Below are 18,381 nucleotides of genomic sequence, written 5' to 3' on the forward strand. Positions count from 1 at the left end.
ACTTTGCCTACCATCGATCAAACTTTCGCAGTGGCCGGTCCCTCGTCGCGACGAGTGGCGGCCGACATGCTCGACAATCCCCCGCATGGCGCCACGCCGCGTCGGGAATCGAGGGAGTTCGTCCGACCACACACCGATGCCGCCTCGCCCAACCGAACTCCCGTGTGGCCGAAACTGGTCACGAGTAAATCTCCGCGAAAGATCAGCGATTTTGGCACGCCGCCCAAAGCGGTGCGTCAGCTCCTTCAGTCGCCTCTCGCGACCCACATCACCTCGGCGTTATCGCGTTTTCGCGTCAGCCCTGCGTCGCCCCTGTCGCGTGCGCTGGAGACAGTGCCGGGCCCATCGCGTGATGTTGTAGACGGCGGCGACAAGCATGCGAGTCCGATAGGGCTGTTTGTCCACAATCAGCAATACGTCAGAGTCAATCCCTCAGGCTCTCGACTTAGCGCATTCTCTTCGGAGGACGCCAACGCAATGGGCCTTCCACCAACACCGGCCTTCAATGATTCGATCAAAGGAAGGATTTCAAGCGAACTTCCCACGCCGAGTTCCGCCAATACCGGCTCGACGGGAGATGAGGGCGCGTCGCGTCCTGAACCCTCGTTGGTGCCGCTCGTGCTTTCCGACATCGTGCAAGGCGTGCCATTCGAAAAAGAAATCTTTGGGGCGCGGATTCCGGGCACGACATCGACCGTGGTTGTCCAGGTGGAGCCGGATCGCTTTCATTCCTCACGCATGCGGCAGGACCATACCGGGCAGGTGACCTTCGATTGGCTGGATCCCCGAGTCCCGGAAGACGAACGTTTGATCGAGCAGTTTCGGGAGATCAAGCATCAAATCAAAACCGATACCGCCGAACTCCATTGCACGGAGAGCTTTCGCAACGTGGTTCATCAGCTTGAGGCTGAACAAGTTCGTTCAGGCAAAACGCGGCCGTCATCCGCTGTTGCCGACGACGCCTACCGGATATTTACCTCGGAGCAAGCGCAGCGAAAATTCGTCGATGGCAGCAAGGCCAGCATGTCGCGCCGTGACGTATTCAACGCCGAGCGCGACGAATTCGATCTGGCCGTTTATCGAACGGTGCTCGGATCGGATCTGGTGTTTGAAACCGATGGCGAGTGGAACATTGAGAACCCCGCAGGGGTTGCGGACCTGAAATCGAGTTTGCGCGAAAGCAACTTTGCATTTGCCGCCGCCGATACTACCGCAGGCCGCAAAGTCTATTTCTCGTTGTCAGGAGGCGCTCGCGTAGACGGCCTGAAGCTCGCAATACACGAATCGATGGGCGACGCCGACGAGATCAGTATCGACGATCTCACCTTTATCGATGCCAAGCGCCGTCTGGCAAAGTACACCCGTGGAACACCGGACGCGACGGGCCAGTCCAGTGTGCAGATGAACTTGCCGGTGCTGGACCCCGAATGCAATACGAACATCGACCGACGATACGATGCCGAGCAGATTCTCGCCGCGGTCATCGCTCGCGAAGCGCGTGAGCATCCCGTCACCGGCAGCATTCACGTCAACACGCTGCTCGACGCCTGTGATTCATGCGCCGGTGCGCTGGGGATGCTGCAAACGCGGACGAACCAGCCGGTCAGCGTCGTTTATCACCGCGATTATGGCGTCACGACCGCGAACAGTCGTAATCCGGCAGTCCGAGCCCTGCAGGAATTCAGCGCCTCGATCAACGAACTCCACGGACATCTCATTACTGGGAATTTTGCGCAGATGTACAAGGTCGGCCGTCGCCTGCCGACACCGCAGATGCTGGGGGCCTTGACGGATAGTCTTGTTGAGGCCAATGGCAGCTACACGAACACTGCGCAATTGGCGATCTACGGCAACAGCTACTATTTGCGCTTGTTAGGGGTTTTGACGCGCACGGAGGTGGTGCGATCTGACAAGGTCTCCGATGCGCTGCTATCCCCGGAAGGCCGCGCTTATGTGTCGATGCTCGGAAGACGTGTGGCCGCAAATCCTATGCTTGCCCGAGCATGGGCGAGTCTCTTGCATGAACTCAAGGAAGCCGGGGTGCCGCGCAACACGCTGCTCGAAGTCTTGTTAAGCAAGCCGAGCGGTAGCGCACGCTGCTTCTATGTTGAACTGCTGCGCGCCCCGCATCTACCACGCGATGGGCGCGACTCGCTGGTCGCGTGGCTCGAGGAGGCCGAATTGGTGCCGGGCATCAGGGAGTTGCCGCACTATGTCAGCTTGCGCCGGACGTTGACGTTGGCAACGCGTCTGCTCATTCAGGTTCAGCCCGCGGAATGCCTTGAGTTCAACGATGTCACGCTCAAAGAGGTCCTCGTCCAGGCGCGCGAAGTGCTTTCCTTGTCCGCACTCGACGCCGCAGACAACCAGCGACTGGCCAATCGACTCCGAGAGGCCATGCCCACGATCACGATCGCAGAGCAGCGGGAGTTTCGCGAGATGATTCACGACACCTTGAAGGAGGAGTGGCAAAAGGTCATTCCCGACACTGAGCCTCCGTCACACATTGCCACAACCCTGATCGATGACCTGGGACCGTCGTATGGCCGTGCCCTCATCGGCGGTCGTAAAGCCGCCGTTGATGCGATCATTGCGCGGCGAACCGCAGCCTACGCCGAGTTCCAGCAGCGTAATCCAACTGCGAGTCAGAAAGCGCTTCAGGATGTGTTCGATGCGCAGGTCCGGGAGGCACGCAAGGAGTATAGGACGGTGCTTTCCGGAGCCAGTGATGCCGCGTCGGAAAACTTGACGACATCGGCAAGTCGGGCGGTGCAAAGCGTGAAAACCACCCTGGCCAAACAGCAGGTTCGACAACAAGTCGAGGATGCGGCGCAAGCGGCGCGAAGCGAAGCGGCCGCAAGCGCCAAATCTCAGGCCGAACAAGCATCGAGCAGCGCGGCGAAATACGCCGCCGAACGTGAGGCAAAGTCCATGGCGCTGGACGCTGCAAGAGTGGCATCGCTTCAGGCTTATACCGAAGCAAATAAAGCGGCGAAGCAGAAAGCGGAAGCGCATGTTCGAATCGACATAGCGGCCTACGCCCGATATTCGGTGAAGCACGAAACGAAGAAAGCTGCCCGGGAGTTTACGAGGGAGTATCTTAAAAAAGAGGCTGCCGCCAGGAGCGAAATAGAGATCCATCGTCTGAACGCACGGCTGGAAGCCTTGAGGGCAGATCCGAGAGACGTGGAGTTTCAGGGAAGACTGAATGCGCTAAGAGGGTTGCCGACGCCCAACGAACTTGAGATTAGATTTGCGATGTTGCGCGCCCCAGAACCGTGCAGCTCCAAGCTCTCATCGGGACACGCCTTCGAGCCTGCCCGATAAGGCGGACTGCGCCGGCTGTCGCGATGGCGGGCCGCGGTCGTTTGTCGACCGGGGCCCGCCGGACCTTAGCGTGCTGCGTCGATCAGCGCTTCGAGCTTGATGGCATCGGCCGCAAATGCGCGAATGCCTTCCGCGAGTTTTTCGGTGGCCATCGCATCGTCGTTGAGGGCGAAGCGGAACGACGGCTCGTCCGTCTTAACGCGTGCGATGTCGGCCGAGCGCGCGTCCTTCACATCGAGCTGACGTTTGACCTCGCCTTCGGTCGTGCGCAGTTGTTCCAGCAGGGCAGGGCTGATCGTCAGCAGATCGCAGCCGGAGAGCGCCAGAATCTGGCCGGTGGACCGGAAGCTTGCGCCCATCACTTCCGTGTCGTGGCCGAAGTGCTTGTAGTAGCGATAGATGGCCGATACCGAACGCACGCCCGGATCATTGACACCAGCGTTCGCCGCTTCGTCCCAGTTCGCACCGGCCGACTTCTTGTACCAGTCGTAAATGCGTCCGACGAACGGCGAAATGAGCCGGGCCCCGGCTTCGGCGCACGCGGCGGCCTGCACCAGCGAGAACAGCAGCGTCATATTGCAGCGGATCTTGTCGCGCTCCAGAATCTCGGCGGCGCGAATGCCTTCCCACGTCGACGCGATTTTGATCAGCACGCGATCGCGTTCGATGCCTTCGGCTTCGTACATGGCGATGAGCTTGCGGGCGCGCGCGACGGTGCCTGCGGTATCGAACGACAGACGGGCGTCCACTTCCGTGGAGACGCGGCCCGGCACGATATCCAGAATCTCTTTGCCGAAGGCGATCAGCAGACGGTCGATGACCTCGTCCGTCGACTCGGCGCGGTGCTCGCCGACCACGCGCGTGAGGATCGGGCGATAGGCGTCTTTCTGGACGGCACCGAGGATCAGCGAGGGATTGGTGGTGGCGTCTTGCGGCTTGTAGGCATCCATCGCCTGAAAGTCGCCCGTGTCGGCAACGACGATGGTGTGACGCTTGAGTTGATCGAGCAGATTCATGAGAGCGGCCTTGCGAGAGAAGCACTGCGTGACATGACATCCGGCGCGGGGCCGGAACAGCAAGACGGGGGCGGGATGACGAAAAACGGCGCGTCACGCCCGACTCCGGTAAACTTCCGACTTTACCAAACTTTGCCGGAATTCCCCATGACCCAGGACGAACTCAAACGCCTGGTCGGCCAGGCTGCTGCCGACTATGTGAACCAACACGTGCCCGAGGGCAGCGTGATCGGCGTGGGCACCGGGTCCACCGCCAACTGCTTCATCGATGCGCTCGCGGCCCATAAGGACCGGTATCGCGGCGCGGTCTCCAGTTCCGAAGCAAGCACCGAGCGTCTGCGCAAGCACGGCATCGAAGTGTTCGATCTCAACCAGATCGACAGCCTGCCCGTCTACGTCGACGGTGCGGACGAAATCAATGCGCTTGGCCACATGGTTAAGGGCGGTGGCGGCGCACTGACGCGCGAGAAGATCGTCGCGTCGGTGGCGAAGGAATTCGTCTGCGTGGTCGATGCCTCCAAGGAAGTGGCCGTGCTGGGCGTCTTCCCGTTGCCGGTCGAAGTGATCCCGATGGCACAGGCAAGTGTCGCTCGCGCGCTCGAAGCGCTGGGCGGCAGCCCGCAGGCGCGCGTGCGTGCCGACGGCAGCCCGTACATGACCGACAACGGTTGCGCTATTCTGGATGTGCATGGGTTGCAGATTCTCGACCCGGTGGCGTTCGAGACGAAGGTCAACCAGATCCCCGGCGTGGTGACGGTGGGCCTGTTTGCGCAGCGCGGTGCGGACATTACGCTCATGGGTACGTCCGAAGGCGTGCGCACCATCGACTATAAAAACTGATCCCGGGAGGGCAGGATGGCTGGATCGCGTCGTCTCCCTGAAACCTGGTTCCGCCGTGGCCTGTGGCTGATCGCCGTGTTGTTCGCGGCGTTCCTCATTGGGCTTGGCGGTCTTGTCGTCGACAAATTGCCGGGCGTAGCGCCTGCGCCGACGCTCGATTCCTTCGTTGACCGGGCGCAGGCTGAACGTGCCGACGCCGCTATCAAACAGGCGCAGACACAGCAAGAAGACGTCGGCGCCCAATTGGAGACTGCGCGTTTGCAGCTCAAGGCGCGCAGTACTGCTTACCGCAATGCGCGCGAGTCGTTCAACGACTGGGTGGCGACGCGAACTGCGACGGCGCAAGCCAGTCAGGACGCCGAACTCGTCTCCCGCACCCGCGCCCTCGACACGCTCAAGACTGCGGAGCGCGACGCGCAAACGCAGGTCGACACGCTTGAATCGAAACAGTTGGATGCGCAGCGTGCCGTGCAGGCGGCCCGTACAAAGCGCGTCGCCCTCGACGTGACGGCAGGTGAGCAACTGGCGGCGATTCAGCGCTCGCAGGAACTCAAGGTCTTCGGCATCCGCTTGGCGCTGACACTGCCGTTGCTGGCGATCGGTGGCTGGTTGTTCGTGCGTCAGCGCAAGAGTACGTGGTGGCCGTTCGTCTGGGGCTTTATCTTCTTCGCGCTGTTCGCGTTCTTCGTCGAGTTGGTGCCGTACCTGCCGGATTACGGCGGCTATGTGCGATATCTCGTCGGGATTGTGTTGACGGTACTGATTGGCCGGTACGCCATCGTGTCGTTGCAGCGTTATCTGGCGCGACAAAAAGCGGAAGAGCAACTGCCGGACGAGCAGCGTCGCAAGACGTTGTCATACGATCTGGCGCAGGCAAGGCTGGCGAAGTCGGTATGTCCGGGGTGTGAGCGGGCGGTGAAGCTGGACGATCCGACGCGGGATTACTGCGTGCACTGTGGCATCTGTCTGTTCGACCACTGTGGCACGTGCAAGACGCGGAAAAATGCGTTTGCGCATTTCTGCCATCAATGTGGTGCGCGGTCGACGGGTGTGAATGCCGATCCGCAGTCGCAAGCGAATCCCGCGTAGTAGAAAGATGGACGGTCGACCCCCGTACATCGGGCGGTCAGCAGAACAGACAAAGGGCACATGCCGGTGGCATGTGCCCTTTGTCGTTGTGGCATACGTCCCGAGGAGAAGTACTGAGGGCGTATGCGGGGCGGATCGGTGCCCTGTTCTGGAGCGAGTTGGGTTTATGTCTGAGCGCCGGAATAGGGTGCCGATCCGCCCGGAGGGAGGTTTTAGCTCACTCCGAAGGCGGCGGCACGTAACCTTGAGCGACATCGGCACCGTCGCCGAAGAAGTACTTCTCGGTTTGCTTCACGAGGTACTGACGCGCACGGGGATCGGCCATGTTCAGGCGGTTCTCGTTAATGAGCATCGTTTGTTGCTTGAGCCATCCGGCCCAGGCTTCTTTCGAGACGCTTTCCCAGAGGCGTTTGCCGAGTTCACCGGGCATCGGGGGGAAATCGAGACCTTCGGCTTCGGTGCCGAGTTTGATGCATTGAACCATGCGGGCCATGAGGGAACTCCTTCGTGATCGTCGAGTGTAGTGTGAATGGGGGCAGCGCGTTGGTGGCGGGAGGGGGCGAGGGAAAGCTCGCGAAAGTCACGTCCCGAGGGCCAACGATGGCGGCCGAAAACCGGATATGGGGGCAGGGACGCGGGATGCAAGGGATAGAGCCGAGCAACACGCGGGACCTGCCCGCCCTGATTACAGCTTCTTGATGAGCACCAGCGAGCGGCGCTGCCAGTTGTATAGGCGGCGGCGGTCGGCGGGCAGATCGTCGACACCTGCTTTGACGAAGCCGCGCTTGAGGAACCAGTGTTCCGTGCGGGTCGTGAGCACGAACAGGCGTTCCAGACCGCGGGCACGGGCGCGTTGCTCGATGTGTTTGAGCAGGCGTTCGCCGTCGCCTGAGCCTTGCGCTTCCGGATCGACCGTCAGGCAGGCCATCTCGCCGATGCGCTCGGAGGGGTACGGGTAGAGCGCAGCGCAACCGAAGAGGCGTCCATCGTGCTCGATGACCGAGAAGTGGTCGATGTCGCGTTCGAGTTGGTGGCGACCGCGGCGGACCAGCGTGCCGTCCGATTCCAGCGGCTCGATGAGTTGCAGAATACCGCCGACGTCGTCGATGGTCGCTTCGCGCAGGCTTTCCAGATTCTCATACGAGATCATTGTGCCCACGCCATCGTGCGAGAAGAGTTCGAGCAGCATGCTGCCGTCGAGCGAGAACGGCACGATGTGGGCGCGGCCCACGCCAGCGCGGCACGCGCGCGTCGCGTACTTCAGATAGAAGGCCGAGTCGCGATCAATGGTGCCCTGAGACTGCATGCGCTGGGCGTCTTCCAGCGTCAGTTCGCGCTGCAACTCGTTGTATTCATTGAGAACGCCAGGCGTCTCGGTGATGAAGATCAGCTTGTCCGCGCGCAATGCGATGGCGGCGGACGATGCCACGTCCTCCATCGTCAGATTGAACGACTGGCCGGTCGGCGAGAAGCCGAGCGGCGAGAGCAGCACGATCTTGCCGTTGGCGAGCGACAGGCGGATCGACTCGGCGTCGACCTTGCGGACCACGCCTGTGTGCTGGAAGTCCACGCCATCGACGATGCCGACCGGGCGTCCAGTCACGAAGTTACCTGACACGACGCTGATGCGCGCGTTGCCCATCGGCGTGTTCGGCAGCCCCTGGCTGATCGATGCCTCGATATCCAGACGCAGTTCACCCGCGGCTTCCTTCACCGCTTCGAGCGCGGCGGCATCCGTGATGCGCAACTGCTGAGCGAAGTGCGATTCGATATGTCGCAGGCGCATCTGCTCCTCGACCTGGGGTCGCGAGCCGTGCACCAGCACGATATGCATGCCCATGGCGCACAGCAGCGCGACGTCCTGAATCAGGGAGTCGAGTCCACCGGCTGCGACCAGTTCGCCGCCAAAGGCGACCACAAAGGTCTTGTCACGGAAGGCATGGATGTAAGGAGCGACCGAGCGCAGCCAGTCCACGAACTGGGCTTGATGGGCGGTCTCTTCGTCTTGTAGGGCGGGGTCGGGTTCGGTCAGCATGGGTGTACGTGCGCAAACATGCGCAGATTATATAATGCGCGCCCATGGCAAGTGATGAACGAAATCGACAATCTAAGCCCCCGAAGCCGAAAGTGACGGCGCCGGGGCGGACGCGTGCCCAAACAACGAGCACCGCGCAAACCCATAACCCTAAAAAGCCGGGCAAAACGAACGAGCCGCGCGAGCCGCAGACGTCTGCGACGAACGTCACGCAGGGCGGCGGACGCAGTGCGCGCCAGCCGAGCGGACAAGGCGAACAGGGTGGCCGGGGCGACGCCTCGCGCCGCCTGTCGCCCGCAGAGCGCGCGGCGCGTGACGCAGAGCGGCTTGCCGCCCGACAGGCCGCCGCCAACCGCGTGCCCGAGATCCAGTTCCCCGAAGCGCTGCCGGTCTCCGGCCGACGCGAGGAGATCGCGCGCGCCATTGCCGGCCATCAGGTCGTGATCGTCAGCGGGGAAACCGGCTCGGGGAAAACGACCCAGTTGCCCAAGATCTGCCTCGAACTCGGGCGTGGTCTGGGCGCAGGCGGCACCGGTCTCATCGGCCACACCCAGCCGCGACGGATTGCCGCATCGGCCACCGCGCGTCGCATTGCTGACGAACTGAACTCACCGCTGGGCGAAATCGTCGGCTTCAAGGTCCGGTTCAACGACACGCTCTCCAACGGCGCGTCCGTCAAATTGATGACGGACGGGATTCTGCTCGCCGAGACGCAGACCGACCCGCTGTTGCGTGCGTACGACACCCTCATCATCGACGAGGCGCACGAACGCAGTCTGAACATCGACTTTCTGCTTGGCTACCTCAAGCAACTGCTGCCGCGTCGCCCGGATCTGAAGGTCATCATCACCTCGGCGACCATCGACGCCGACCGCTTCGCCCGCCACTTCGGCACAGGCGAGGGCGAGACGCTGCGTCCCGCACCGGTCATCGAAGTGAGTGGCCGTCTGTACCCGGTGGAGGTGCGTTACCGCCCGATTCAGGACGATGTGCGCATTGCGAATGCCGAAGGCCGTGACGGCAGCCGCGCCAGCGCACGCGACCGTGAGCGCGATCTGATGGACGGCATCGTCGACGCGGTCGACGAGCTTTGCCGCGAAGGCTCCGGCGACGTGCTCGTCTTCCTGCCCGGCGAGCGCGAGATTCGCGAAGCGGCCGAGTCGCTGCGCAAGCACCATCCGCCGCACACCGAGATTCTGCCGCTGTTCGCGCGCCTGTCTGCGACCGATCAGGAGCGTGTGTTCAAGCCGTCCAACGCGCGACGCATCGTGCTCGCGACCAACGTTGCGGAAACGTCGCTGACCGTGCCCGGCATCCGCTATGTGGTCGATGCCGGTACGGCGCGTGTGAAGCGCTACTCGTACCGAAACAAGGTCGAGCAACTGCAGATCGAGTCGATCTCGCAGGCGGCGGCCAACCAGCGAGCAGGGCGATGCGGTCGTGTCGCCGACGGCATTTGCATCCGTCTCTATGACGAAACCGACTTCCAGTCCCGCGCACGCTTCACCGACCCGGAAATTCTGCGCTCGTCGCTGGCGGCGGTCATTCTGCGCATGCAGTCGCTGCGACTGGCCAAGGTCGAGGAATTCCCGTTCATCGAACCGCCGCCGGGACGCGCCATCGCCGACGGCTACCAACTGCTGAACGAACTGGGCGCGGTCGACGACACCAACCAGTTGACGCCGCTTGGGCGCGAACTGGCGCGCCTGCCGCTCGACCCGCGCGTGGGGCGCATGATCCTTGCCGCGCGCGACCAGCAGTCGCTGCGCGAGGTGCTGATCATCGCCAGCGGTCTGGCGGTGCAGGACCCGCGAGACCGGCCCATCGAAGCACAGGACGCCGCCGACAACGCGCACAAGAAGTTCGCCGACGAAAAGTCCGAGTTCCTGTCGTGGATCAAGATATGGAAGTGGTTCGAAGAGGCGATTGCGCACAAGAAGTCCAACCGGCTGCTGGCGCAAGCCTGTCGGGAAAACTTCCTGTCGCAGTTGCGTCTGCGCGAATGGCGCGACGTCCATAGCCAGTTGCTCACTGTGGTGCGCGAGCAGGGCTGGCGTCTGAACGAATCGGAAGCGACTTATGAGCAGGTGCATCTGGCGCTGCTCGCGGGTCTGCTCGGCAACATTGGCTGCAAGGCCGACGACGATCCGCATTTCCTCGGCGCGCACGGCATCAAGTTCCACATCTGGCCGGGCTCGTCGCTGGTAAAGAAGGCTGGACGCTGGGTGATGGCAGGCGAACTGGTGGAGACGAGTCGTCTCTACGCGCGTTGCATTGCCCGCATCGAGCCCGAGTGGATCGAGCGTGTGGGCAAGCATCTGGTGAAGACATCGCTGTCCGACGCGCATTGGGAGAAGAAGCCCGCGCAGGTCACCGCTTACGAGCGCGGCACGTTGTACGGCCTGACGATTTACGCGCGGCGACGCATGAACTTCGGTCCGCGCGATCCGCGTCGCGCGCGGGAAATCTTCCTGCGAAGCGCGCTGGTGGAAGGCGAATGGGAGACGAAACTCCCGTTCTTCGCCCACAACCGCAAGCTCATTGCGGATATCGAGCAGCTCGAACATAAGTCGCGCCGTCAGGACGTGCTCGTCGACGACGAACTGATCTACGCGTTCTACGACGCTCACGTGCCCGCCGATTTGTACGACGGCGCGAGTTTCGAACATTGGTATCGGGAGACGGCTAAAGGCTCGCCCAAGCTGCTTTACCTCGTGCGCGACGATCTCATGCGTCACGAGGCGGCGGGCGTCACCACCGACCTGTTCCCGAAGAAGACGGTCATCGCGGGCGTCGAAATGGCGCTCACGTACCACTTCGAGCCCGGCTCACCGCGCGACGGCGTGACGCTCGCTGTGCCGCTCTATGCGCTCAATCAGGTCGACGCACGCCGCTGCGAGTGGCTCGTGCCCGGCATGCTCAAGGAGAAGGCGCATCTGCTGATGAAGTCGCTGCCGCAGAAGTTGCGTCGCCACTTCGTACCGCTGCCGGAATACGCGGCGGGCTTCCTCGACCGTGCGACGTTCGGTCAGGGCGCGCTGCTCGATGCGCTGATGGCCGACGCGCGCGAGCTGACCGGCGTCATGCTCAAGTCGAGCGACTTCAAGCTCGAAGTGCTCCCGGCGCACTTGTCGATGAACTTCAAGGTCATCGACGAACACGGCCGTCAACTCGGCATGGGGCGCAATCTGGCGCAACTGCGGGCCGAACTCGGCCAGCAGGCGCAACGCACGTTCCAGCAAATCGCAGCCAAGAGCGGCGCGACGCCCACGGGCAACGTGGCCGCCGAGCCGCAAGCGGGCGGCGTGTCGAAGGGTGGGCAGGCTTCCGAAGGGGGCAAGGCAGGCAAGGGCGGTGGCAAGTCGCCGGTGCCCGGTGCTGCACCGGCCGCCGCCGTCGAACCCGGCCGCTACGACAACCTCACGACCTGGAGCTTTGGCGAGTTGCCGGAGATGCTGGAAATTCGTCGGGGCGGGCAGACGCTGTTCGGCTACCCGGCGCTGGTCGACCGAGGGGATCATTGCGATCTCGAAGTGTTCGACGATCCGGACGAGGCGCAGCGCCAGCATCGCGCCGGGCTGCGACGTCTCTTCGCCATTCAGTTGCGCGAGCAGGTGAAGTATCTCGAGAAGAACATCCCCGGCTTGCAGCAGATGGCGATGCAGTACATGGGACTGGGGACGCAGGAAGAACTGCGCGACCAGATCGTCGATCTGTCGCTGGAGCGGGCCTGCCTGCAACTGCCGTGGCCGGGCGATAACGCGTCGTTCGTTGCGCGCAAGGATGAAGGGCGGGGCCGTCTGACGTTGCTCGCGCAGGAAATTGCCCGGCTCGCCGGACAGATCCTCACCGAGTACGCCGCGCTTCAGAAGAAGCTGACGCAGGCCAAGCCGTTCGCGCAGGCGCACGCCGACATGACGGCGCAATTGCAACGTCTGATCGGCAAGCGTTTTCTCATCGACACGCCGTATGCACAGTTGGCGCACTTCCCGCGTTATCTGAAGGCGATGGCGGGGCGCATCGACAAGCTCAAGGCCGATCAGACGCGCGACGCCCGCGCCATGAGCGAACTCGGGCCACTGCTTCAGAACTGGCAACGGGCGACGTCGCAACGCCGTGACTCGCACGACGCGCGGCTCGACGAGTTCCGCTGGCTGCTCGAAGAGCTGCGGGTGTCGCTCTTCGCGCAGGAGTTGCGCACGCCCATGCCGGTGTCGGTCAAACGTCTGCACAAGGTCTGGGAAGCGTTACAGCGCTGAAGGCCGTGTGACCTGGGCATTCGATGGCGTCCGGCAGTCTTGCCGGACGCCATTTTTGTATCCAATCTTCGCGGCTGTTCGCGTAAGTTTGCGTTGTGTCATGAAGTGTTGGAATTGTGTTTCGCCTGATCAAAAAAGTCCGCAGGACGCGGGCTGGGAGGGCGTTCCCGGCCTACAATAGCGGGACTTTTCCGAGCGATTTTCGAGAGACTCCGTAATGCGCAAACTTCTGATCGCTGCCAGTCTGGCGGCTTCCTTCGGTCTGGCGGCGCTGACCAGCCCCGCGCGGGCTGCGACGCCGACACCCGACAGCGTTGTGGTCGTGCTCAATTCGGCCGACGCGAGCGTCAGCCTGATCGACAAGGCCACGCAGAAGGTCATTCAGACGTTCCCCGTCGGCAAAGAGCCGCATCACCTGATGGCTACGCCGGACAACCAGTCGCTCATCGTCGCCAACTCGGTCGGCAACAATCTCGTCTTCCTCGATCCGAAGACGGGGCAGATTCAGCGCAAGATCGAGAACATCGAAGATCCGTATCAGATCGGTTTTTCGCCGGACAAGAAGTGGTTCGTGGCGAACGCACTGCGTCTGGACCGGGTGGACGTCTATCGCTTCGACGGCAAGAACCTGAGCGTGGCGCAGCGCATTCCCATCAAGAAGATGCCGAGCCACCTGGTGTTCACGCAGGACAGCAAGCTCGTCTTCATTTCGTTGCAGGAATCGAACGAAGTCGCCGCCATCGATCTGGCGACCCAGAAGGTGATCTGGAAGATGAAGGTGGGTGATAGCCCGGCCGGTGTGTGGCTCACGCCGAACGACAAGTATCTGCTCGTGGGCATGACCGGTGCGGACTACGCGGCCGTAGTCGACTGGCGCAACCAGAAGGTCGTCAAGACGATTCCGACGGGTAAGGGTGCGCACAACTTCCGTTCGCTGGCCGATGGCAAGCACGTGCTGATCTCGAACCGCGTCTCCAGCACGATCAGCATCATCGATCAGGACTCGCTGACCAACGTCGGTAACATCACCGGGCTGCTGCCGGGACCGGACGATATGGAACTGACCGCCGACAAGAAGCAACTGTGGGTGACGTTCCGCTGGGCGCGCAAGGTCGGCATCATCGATCTGGCGTCGCGCAAGCTGATCAACACCATTCCGGTCGGACGCTCCCCCCACGGGATCTATTTCTACGACCGCGCGCCGGTGCTGTAACATCAAGGCCTTACTTTCCAAGGCCTGACCGTCCGGGCGTCGCAAAGACCCCCGGACCGGTTCGTACCGCACCTGCATGAACGATATACTTCGCGCGCTTGGCCGCGCGCTCGTGAGTCTGCTGCATCCCCGCATGCTGTGGCTCACCGCAATGCCCTTCATCGTCTCCGGTCTTCTCTGGGGCGCCGTGATCTGGTTCGGATGGGAACCGTTCACCGATTTCCTTCGCGTCTGGCTCGAACAGTGGGAATTCACGCAGTGGATTTACCGCTTCTTCGGCTATTTCGGCGTCGACAGCGTGCGCATGGCGCTCGCGCCTTTCATTCTCGTTGCGCTGCTCGTCCCGCTGATAGTCGTCACCGCACTGCTGCTCATTGCCGGATGGTCGATGCCAGCCGTGTTGCGCCATCTCTCGCGGCGGCATTTCATTCATCTTGAGGCACGTCAGGGTGGCTCGTTCTGGGGCAGCCTCGGGCAATCGCTCGGCGCGACGCTCGTCTTCCTGATTGCGGCCCTCATCACGTTGCCGCTGTGGCTCGTGCCACCGTTCTTCGCCATCGTCCCGCCGCTGCTGTGGGGTTGGCTCACGTACCGCGTCATGACGTACGACGCGCTGGCGTTTCACGCGAGTGCTGAGGAGCGGCGGCGATTGGTGCGCGAGAAGCGTCTGCCGTTGCTGGTGATCGGTGTGGCGACCGGGTTGCTCGGCTCGCTGCCGACGCTGTTGTGGGTCTCGTCCGTCGTCATGATCGTGCTGTTCCCGGTCATTGCGCTGCTCGCGATCTGGCTCTACGTGGTGATCTTCGTGTTCTCGGCGCTGTGGTTCGCCCACTATTGCCTGCGGGCGCTGTCGCGCATGCGCGCTGAAGACGCGCACCGGGAACCGACCTTCGCCGCAACAGTGCTGCCCGAGGCGGGGGCGCCACAGCCGGAGAGCGAGGATTTGCCTCCGCGACTACAGGGGCCATCCGAGTCGCCGGGCTCGCCGAACGGTTCGCTCTGAAAGTGGCACAATCGTCACACTGCGCTGCCGCCGGGCAGCGCTGCACTATCACCCGGGGCACCCGGGGCCCCCACGGTCTGACGACAAGAGAAAAGGAAGCATCATGGCGGTCGGCATCATCATCATCGGCGACGAGATTCTCTCGGGACGCCGTCACGACAAGCACCTGCCCAAGTTCATCGAATTGCTCGCCGAGCGCGGCATGCAGCTCGGCTGGGCGGAGTATGTGGGCGACGATCCGGCGCGTATTACCGCCACGCTGCGCCGTACGTTCGCGAGCGACGACGTCGTCTTCGTGACGGGCGGCATCGGCGCCACGCCGGACGATCACACGCGTCAATGCGCGGCGGCGGCGCTCAATGTGCCGCTGGTGCTCACGCCGGAAGCCGAGGCGCTGATCATGGAGCGCATCGCCGACACGAGCCCGGACGGTCGCGCCGATATGACGCAGGCCGACAATCGCCATCGTCTGAAGATGGGCGAATTTCCGGTCGGTGCGCGTGTGCTGCCCAATCCGTACAACAAGATTCCGGGGTTCTCCGTCGAGCAACACCACTTCATGCCCGGGTTTCCGGTAATGGCGTGGCCGATGATGGCGTGGGCGCTCGACACGTATTACGCGGATCTGCATCACCTGACGAAACACACCGAACGCTCGGTGCTGGTGTTCGGTCTGGCCGAATCGACGCTCACGCCGCTCATGGAAGCCATCGAGGCCGAGTACGATGGCATCAAGGTGTTCAGCCTGCCGAGCGTGGGCGATGCCGAGCGCGGCGCGGTGTATGCGCGCCGCCACATCGATCTCGGCGTGAAGGGCGACCCGTCTCTGGTCGGCGCGGCTTTCGAGCGCCTGATCGCCGGGGTGGAGGCGCTTGGTGGCGAGATCATCCATCCCGCCGAGGCGGTGGCGCTGCCGGAGGGCACGGTGCCGTCCGGCAAGTGATGGCGGTGCGCTGAGGGCGTCCGACGGACCCCTCATAAACGCCAAAACGGCGCTTGCCTATGCGGGCAAGCGCCGTTTTCGTTTGTGCGCCGCCCGGCGCTCGCGTCAGAATCCGGCGAGCACCAGCTTGCCGATGGTGCGTCCGCCTTCGAGTTGCGCGTGGGCGCGACGCAGATTCGTGGCGTTGATCGGTCCGATCACCTGGCCGACCGTGGTGCGCAGCGTGCCCGCGTCCACCAGACGGGCGACTTCGGTCAGCAGCTTGTGCTGCGCAATCATGTCCGGCGTCTCGTACATGGCGCGCGTGAACATGAATTCCCAAACGAACGTGGCGCTTTTGCTCTTGAGCAGACCGATTTCCAGCGGCCCGGCGTTCTCCACAATCGAGCAGATCTTGCCTTGCGGCGCGACCGCTTCGGCCATCGCCGGGAAGTGCGTATCGGTGTCGTTCAGACACAGCACGAAGTCCACTTGCGGCAGGCCGATTGCTTTGAGCTGCGTCGGCATGTCTTGATAGTGGTCGATGACGTGTTGCGCGCCGAGCTGACGGCACCAGTCGGCCGATTCCGGGCGCGAGGCCGTGGCGACGACGGTGAGCTTGGCCAGACGTCGTGCGAGCTGAATGGCGATGGAACCCACGCCGCCTGCACCACCGACGATCAGAACCGACTTGCCTTCGTCGCTGCCATCGGGGGCCACGCCGAGGCGGTCGAACAGGGCTTCCCACGCGGTGATCGTTGTGAGCGGCAGGGCAGCGGCGTTCGCGAAGTCGAGCGACGCGGGCATATGGCCAGCGATCCGTTCGTCCACCAGATGGAACTCACTGTTCGCGCCGGGGCGCGTGATGCTGCCTGCGTAGTACACGGGGTCGCCAACCTTGAAGAGCGTGACGTCGGGGCCGACAGCTGCCACGGTGCCTGCGGCGTCCCAGCCCAGCACGCGCGGACTCGCTTCGACCTTGTCCTTTGGTGCGCGCACCTTGGTGTCGACCGGATTCACGGAAATGGCTTCGACCTTGATTAGCAGATCGCGCCCGGCTGGCGTCGGCGTCGGCAGTTCAACGTCTTCAAGCGACTTCGGGTCGTCGATCGGCAGATATCGGGTCAATGCAATGGCTTTCATCGTTTTCTCCTGAAAGTGGGGTGCAGCGCCTGCATGGGGTGACTTGGCGACGCACCGGATGCGATAGCGAGAGACTACGGCTAGTCGATTGCTTTGATAATTCGGATAATGCGGAAAAGATTTTTTGGGAAATCCATCAAATGGCATTGGACCTCGATACCGTAGCGTTGTTCGTTCGGGTTGCCGCCCTGGGGAATGTGTCGGCGGCGGGGCGCGAGCGTGGGCTGTCCCCGGCGACGGCGAGCACACGGCTCGTGCAACTCGAAGGCGTGCTGGGCGCCCGGCTGTTGCACCGTACGACACGGCGTGTGGCGTTGACGCAGGAGGGGGAGGTGTTCCTCGTGCAGGCGCAGACGTTGCTCGCGGCAGAGGCGCAAGCGTTGGCGAGCGTCGGGCAGGGATTCGCCGCGCCGCAGGGCCTGTTGCGGGTGTCGTGTTCGTCGTCGTTCGCGCGTCAGCATATTTCGCCCGCATTGCCCGAGTTTCTGGCTCGATATCCCGGTATTTCGCTGGATTTCCGATTGACGGACCGTGTCGTCGATCTGTTGGAGGAGGGCGTCGATATGGCGATTCGCGTTGGGGCATTGCGCGATTCGACGCTGATCGCGCGCAAGCTCGCGGCCAACCGGCGCACGCTGTGCGCGTCGCCCGCATATCTCGCGGCGCATGGCGCACCGAAGCATCCCGGCGATCTCGCGCAGCACGAGTGTCTGACGCTCGGCGACCAGCGCGACTGGCGGTTTGTGACGCCGGGCGGCCCGATGAGCGTGCGCGTGTCCGGGCGACTGGTGTCGGATAACGGCGAGGTGCTGCGCGACGCTGTGCTGGCGGGGTTGGGTATTGCGCTGAAGTCGACGTGGGACGTTGCGGCCCACTTGCAGCGCGGAGAGCTGGTGCCGGTGTTGCCTGCGTATCCGCTTGCGGAGGAGGTCGCGATCTGGGCCGTCTATCCGAGCCGGGTGTTCGTGCCGCCCAAGACACAGGCGATGATCGAGTTCCTGCAGGCGCGCTTCAGCCCGGTGCCGTACTGGGAGGCGCAGTGGCCGACGGCGGTGGATTAAGGTCCGACGAAGGCTGATTCAGGCCCACTCAATGGAGCCGATGCGTCCTCGGCATCTGCGACCCGGTGTCCTCGTGGCCGATGGCAGGGCTGGCATGATGCAGTACCAGACGCCAACCGTCAGCTTCTTTCAAATAGACGTTCGTGGCGAGCACGAACGCGAAGCGCGCTTCCGGCTGACTCTCGACCTGAATCTGCTCAAGAACGTTGCGAACGGCGCACAACGGGTTGTGCGCCACTTGAAGTTGATTCGCTATCACCTGTAAGCCGCCTTTGGCGAGGACCTCCTGCCAGCTTGCTCTGACCGCCGCCGGGCCGACGTGCCGTGGTCCCGCAGGGTGAATGCACACGACTTCCTCGTCTTCCGACCAGACATCCATCAGCAAGTCCGTATCGCCGGCGCGCAGCGCTTCGTAGAACGCGTGTTCGGCGTCTTCCGGACTGAGAAATATGGCAGCGGGCATAACGGCGTCC

The 18,381-nt window shown here is 63.0% G+C and carries 13 protein-coding genes; 8 read left to right on the forward strand and 5 right to left on the reverse strand.

Annotated elements, in window-relative coordinates; genetic code table 11:
• Positions 1-66: 66 nt before the first annotated feature.
• A complete protein-coding gene (locus NTU39_RS11560; RefSeq protein ID WP_257959858.1) occupies positions 67-3,327 on the forward strand; it encodes a hypothetical protein in 3,261 nt (1,086 codons plus the stop codon).
• 65 nt (positions 3,328-3,392) lie between these two features.
• Here the strand turns inward: NTU39_RS11560 and tal are convergent, their stop codons facing one another.
• Positions 3,393-4,343, reverse strand: coding sequence for a transaldolase (gene tal, locus NTU39_RS11565; protein WP_257959859.1), 951 nt, complete (start codon positions 4,341-4,343; stop codon positions 3,393-3,395).
• A gap of 147 nt (positions 4,344-4,490) precedes the next feature.
• Between tal and rpiA the strand changes: the two genes are divergently transcribed.
• Both rpiA and NTU39_RS11575 read left to right on the forward strand, forming a co-directional pair.
• Positions 4,491-5,183: a ribose-5-phosphate isomerase RpiA gene (gene rpiA, locus NTU39_RS11570; RefSeq protein WP_257959860.1), complete on the forward strand. Its 693-nt coding sequence runs from the start codon at positions 4,491-4,493 to the stop codon at positions 5,181-5,183.
• Positions 5,184-5,198: 15 nt separating this feature from the next.
• On the forward strand, positions 5,199-6,272 hold the full coding sequence (locus NTU39_RS11575) for a serine endopeptidase (RefSeq protein ID WP_257959861.1): 1,074 nt from the start codon (positions 5,199-5,201) through the stop codon (positions 6,270-6,272).
• Between the two features lie 217 nt (positions 6,273-6,489).
• On the opposite strand, the gene NTU39_RS11580 is transcribed toward NTU39_RS11575, so the two are convergent.
• Entirely contained in the window at positions 6,490-6,765 is a 276-nt protein-coding gene (locus tag NTU39_RS11580; RefSeq protein WP_039398907.1) for an oxidative damage protection protein, read from the reverse strand.
• Between the two features lie 192 nt (positions 6,766-6,957).
• Positions 6,958-8,307, reverse strand: a complete 1,350-nt coding sequence (argA, locus tag NTU39_RS11585; protein WP_039398905.1) for an amino-acid N-acetyltransferase — start codon at positions 8,305-8,307, stop codon at positions 6,958-6,960.
• Positions 8,308-8,351: 44 nt separating this feature from the next.
• Here argA and hrpA point away from each other — a divergent pair, with 44 nt between their 5' ends.
• The 4 genes from hrpA to NTU39_RS11605 all read left to right on the forward strand — a co-directional run bounded on the left by hrpA (position 8,352) and on the right by NTU39_RS11605 (position 15,725).
• A complete protein-coding gene (gene hrpA, locus NTU39_RS11590) occupies positions 8,352-12,566 on the forward strand; it encodes an ATP-dependent RNA helicase HrpA (RefSeq protein ID WP_308340656.1) in 4,215 nt (1,404 codons plus the stop codon).
• A gap of 217 nt (positions 12,567-12,783) precedes the next feature.
• Positions 12,784-13,779 carry a YVTN family beta-propeller repeat protein gene (locus tag NTU39_RS11595; protein WP_257959862.1) on the forward strand — a complete coding sequence of 332 codons (996 nt, stop codon included), beginning with the start codon at positions 12,784-12,786 and terminating at the stop codon, positions 13,777-13,779.
• A 76-nt stretch (positions 13,780-13,855) separates the two neighbouring features.
• On the forward strand, positions 13,856-14,782 hold the full coding sequence (locus NTU39_RS11600) for an EI24 domain-containing protein (protein WP_150666324.1): 927 nt from the start codon (positions 13,856-13,858) through the stop codon (positions 14,780-14,782).
• 103 nt (positions 14,783-14,885) lie between these two features.
• On the forward strand, positions 14,886-15,725 hold the full coding sequence (locus NTU39_RS11605; RefSeq protein ID WP_150666325.1) for a competence/damage-inducible protein A: 840 nt from the start codon (positions 14,886-14,888) through the stop codon (positions 15,723-15,725).
• A gap of 105 nt (positions 15,726-15,830) precedes the next feature.
• On the opposite strand, the gene NTU39_RS11610 is transcribed toward NTU39_RS11605, so the two are convergent.
• On the reverse strand, positions 15,831-16,847 hold the full coding sequence (locus tag NTU39_RS11610) for a zinc-binding alcohol dehydrogenase family protein (RefSeq protein WP_150666326.1): 1,017 nt from the start codon (positions 16,845-16,847) through the stop codon (positions 15,831-15,833).
• Positions 16,848-16,987: 140 nt separating this feature from the next.
• Between NTU39_RS11610 and NTU39_RS11615 the strand changes: the two genes are divergently transcribed.
• Positions 16,988-17,908: a LysR family transcriptional regulator gene (locus NTU39_RS11615; protein ID WP_150666327.1), complete on the forward strand. Its 921-nt coding sequence runs from the start codon at positions 16,988-16,990 to the stop codon at positions 17,906-17,908.
• Between the two features lie 28 nt (positions 17,909-17,936).
• On the opposite strand, the gene NTU39_RS11620 is transcribed toward NTU39_RS11615, so the two are convergent.
• A complete protein-coding gene (locus tag NTU39_RS11620; protein ID WP_174985106.1) occupies positions 17,937-18,359 on the reverse strand; it encodes a YybH family protein in 423 nt (140 codons plus the stop codon).
• Positions 18,360-18,381 lie beyond the last annotated feature (22 nt).

Origin of the sequence: Pandoraea commovens, from assembly GCF_024704525.1 — a bacterium.
Classification (GTDB): domain Bacteria; phylum Pseudomonadota; class Gammaproteobacteria; order Burkholderiales; family Burkholderiaceae; genus Pandoraea; species Pandoraea commovens.

Coding starts and splice junctions, on each gene's coding strand:
- NTU39_RS11560 (WP_257959858.1), top strand. CDS start 67: ATGCTCGACAATCCCCCGCATGGCGCCACGCCGCGTCGGGAATCGAGG.
- tal (WP_257959859.1), bottom strand. CDS start 4,343: ATGAATCTGCTCGATCAACTCAAGCGTCACACCATCGTCGTTGCCGAC.
- rpiA (WP_257959860.1), top strand. CDS start 4,491: ATGACCCAGGACGAACTCAAACGCCTGGTCGGCCAGGCTGCTGCCGAC.
- NTU39_RS11575 (WP_257959861.1), top strand. CDS start 5,199: ATGGCTGGATCGCGTCGTCTCCCTGAAACCTGGTTCCGCCGTGGCCTG.
- NTU39_RS11580 (WP_039398907.1), bottom strand. CDS start 6,765: ATGGCCCGCATGGTTCAATGCATCAAACTCGGCACCGAAGCCGAAGGT.
- argA (WP_039398905.1), bottom strand. CDS start 8,307: ATGCTGACCGAACCCGACCCCGCCCTACAAGACGAAGAGACCGCCCAT.
- hrpA (WP_308340656.1), top strand. CDS start 8,352: ATGGCAAGTGATGAACGAAATCGACAATCTAAGCCCCCGAAGCCGAAA.
- NTU39_RS11595 (WP_257959862.1), top strand. CDS start 12,784: ATGCGCAAACTTCTGATCGCTGCCAGTCTGGCGGCTTCCTTCGGTCTG.
- NTU39_RS11600 (WP_150666324.1), top strand. CDS start 13,856: ATGAACGATATACTTCGCGCGCTTGGCCGCGCGCTCGTGAGTCTGCTG.
- NTU39_RS11605 (WP_150666325.1), top strand. CDS start 14,886: ATGGCGGTCGGCATCATCATCATCGGCGACGAGATTCTCTCGGGACGC.
- NTU39_RS11610 (WP_150666326.1), bottom strand. CDS start 16,847: ATGAAAGCCATTGCATTGACCCGATATCTGCCGATCGACGACCCGAAG.
- NTU39_RS11615 (WP_150666327.1), top strand. CDS start 16,988: ATGGCATTGGACCTCGATACCGTAGCGTTGTTCGTTCGGGTTGCCGCC.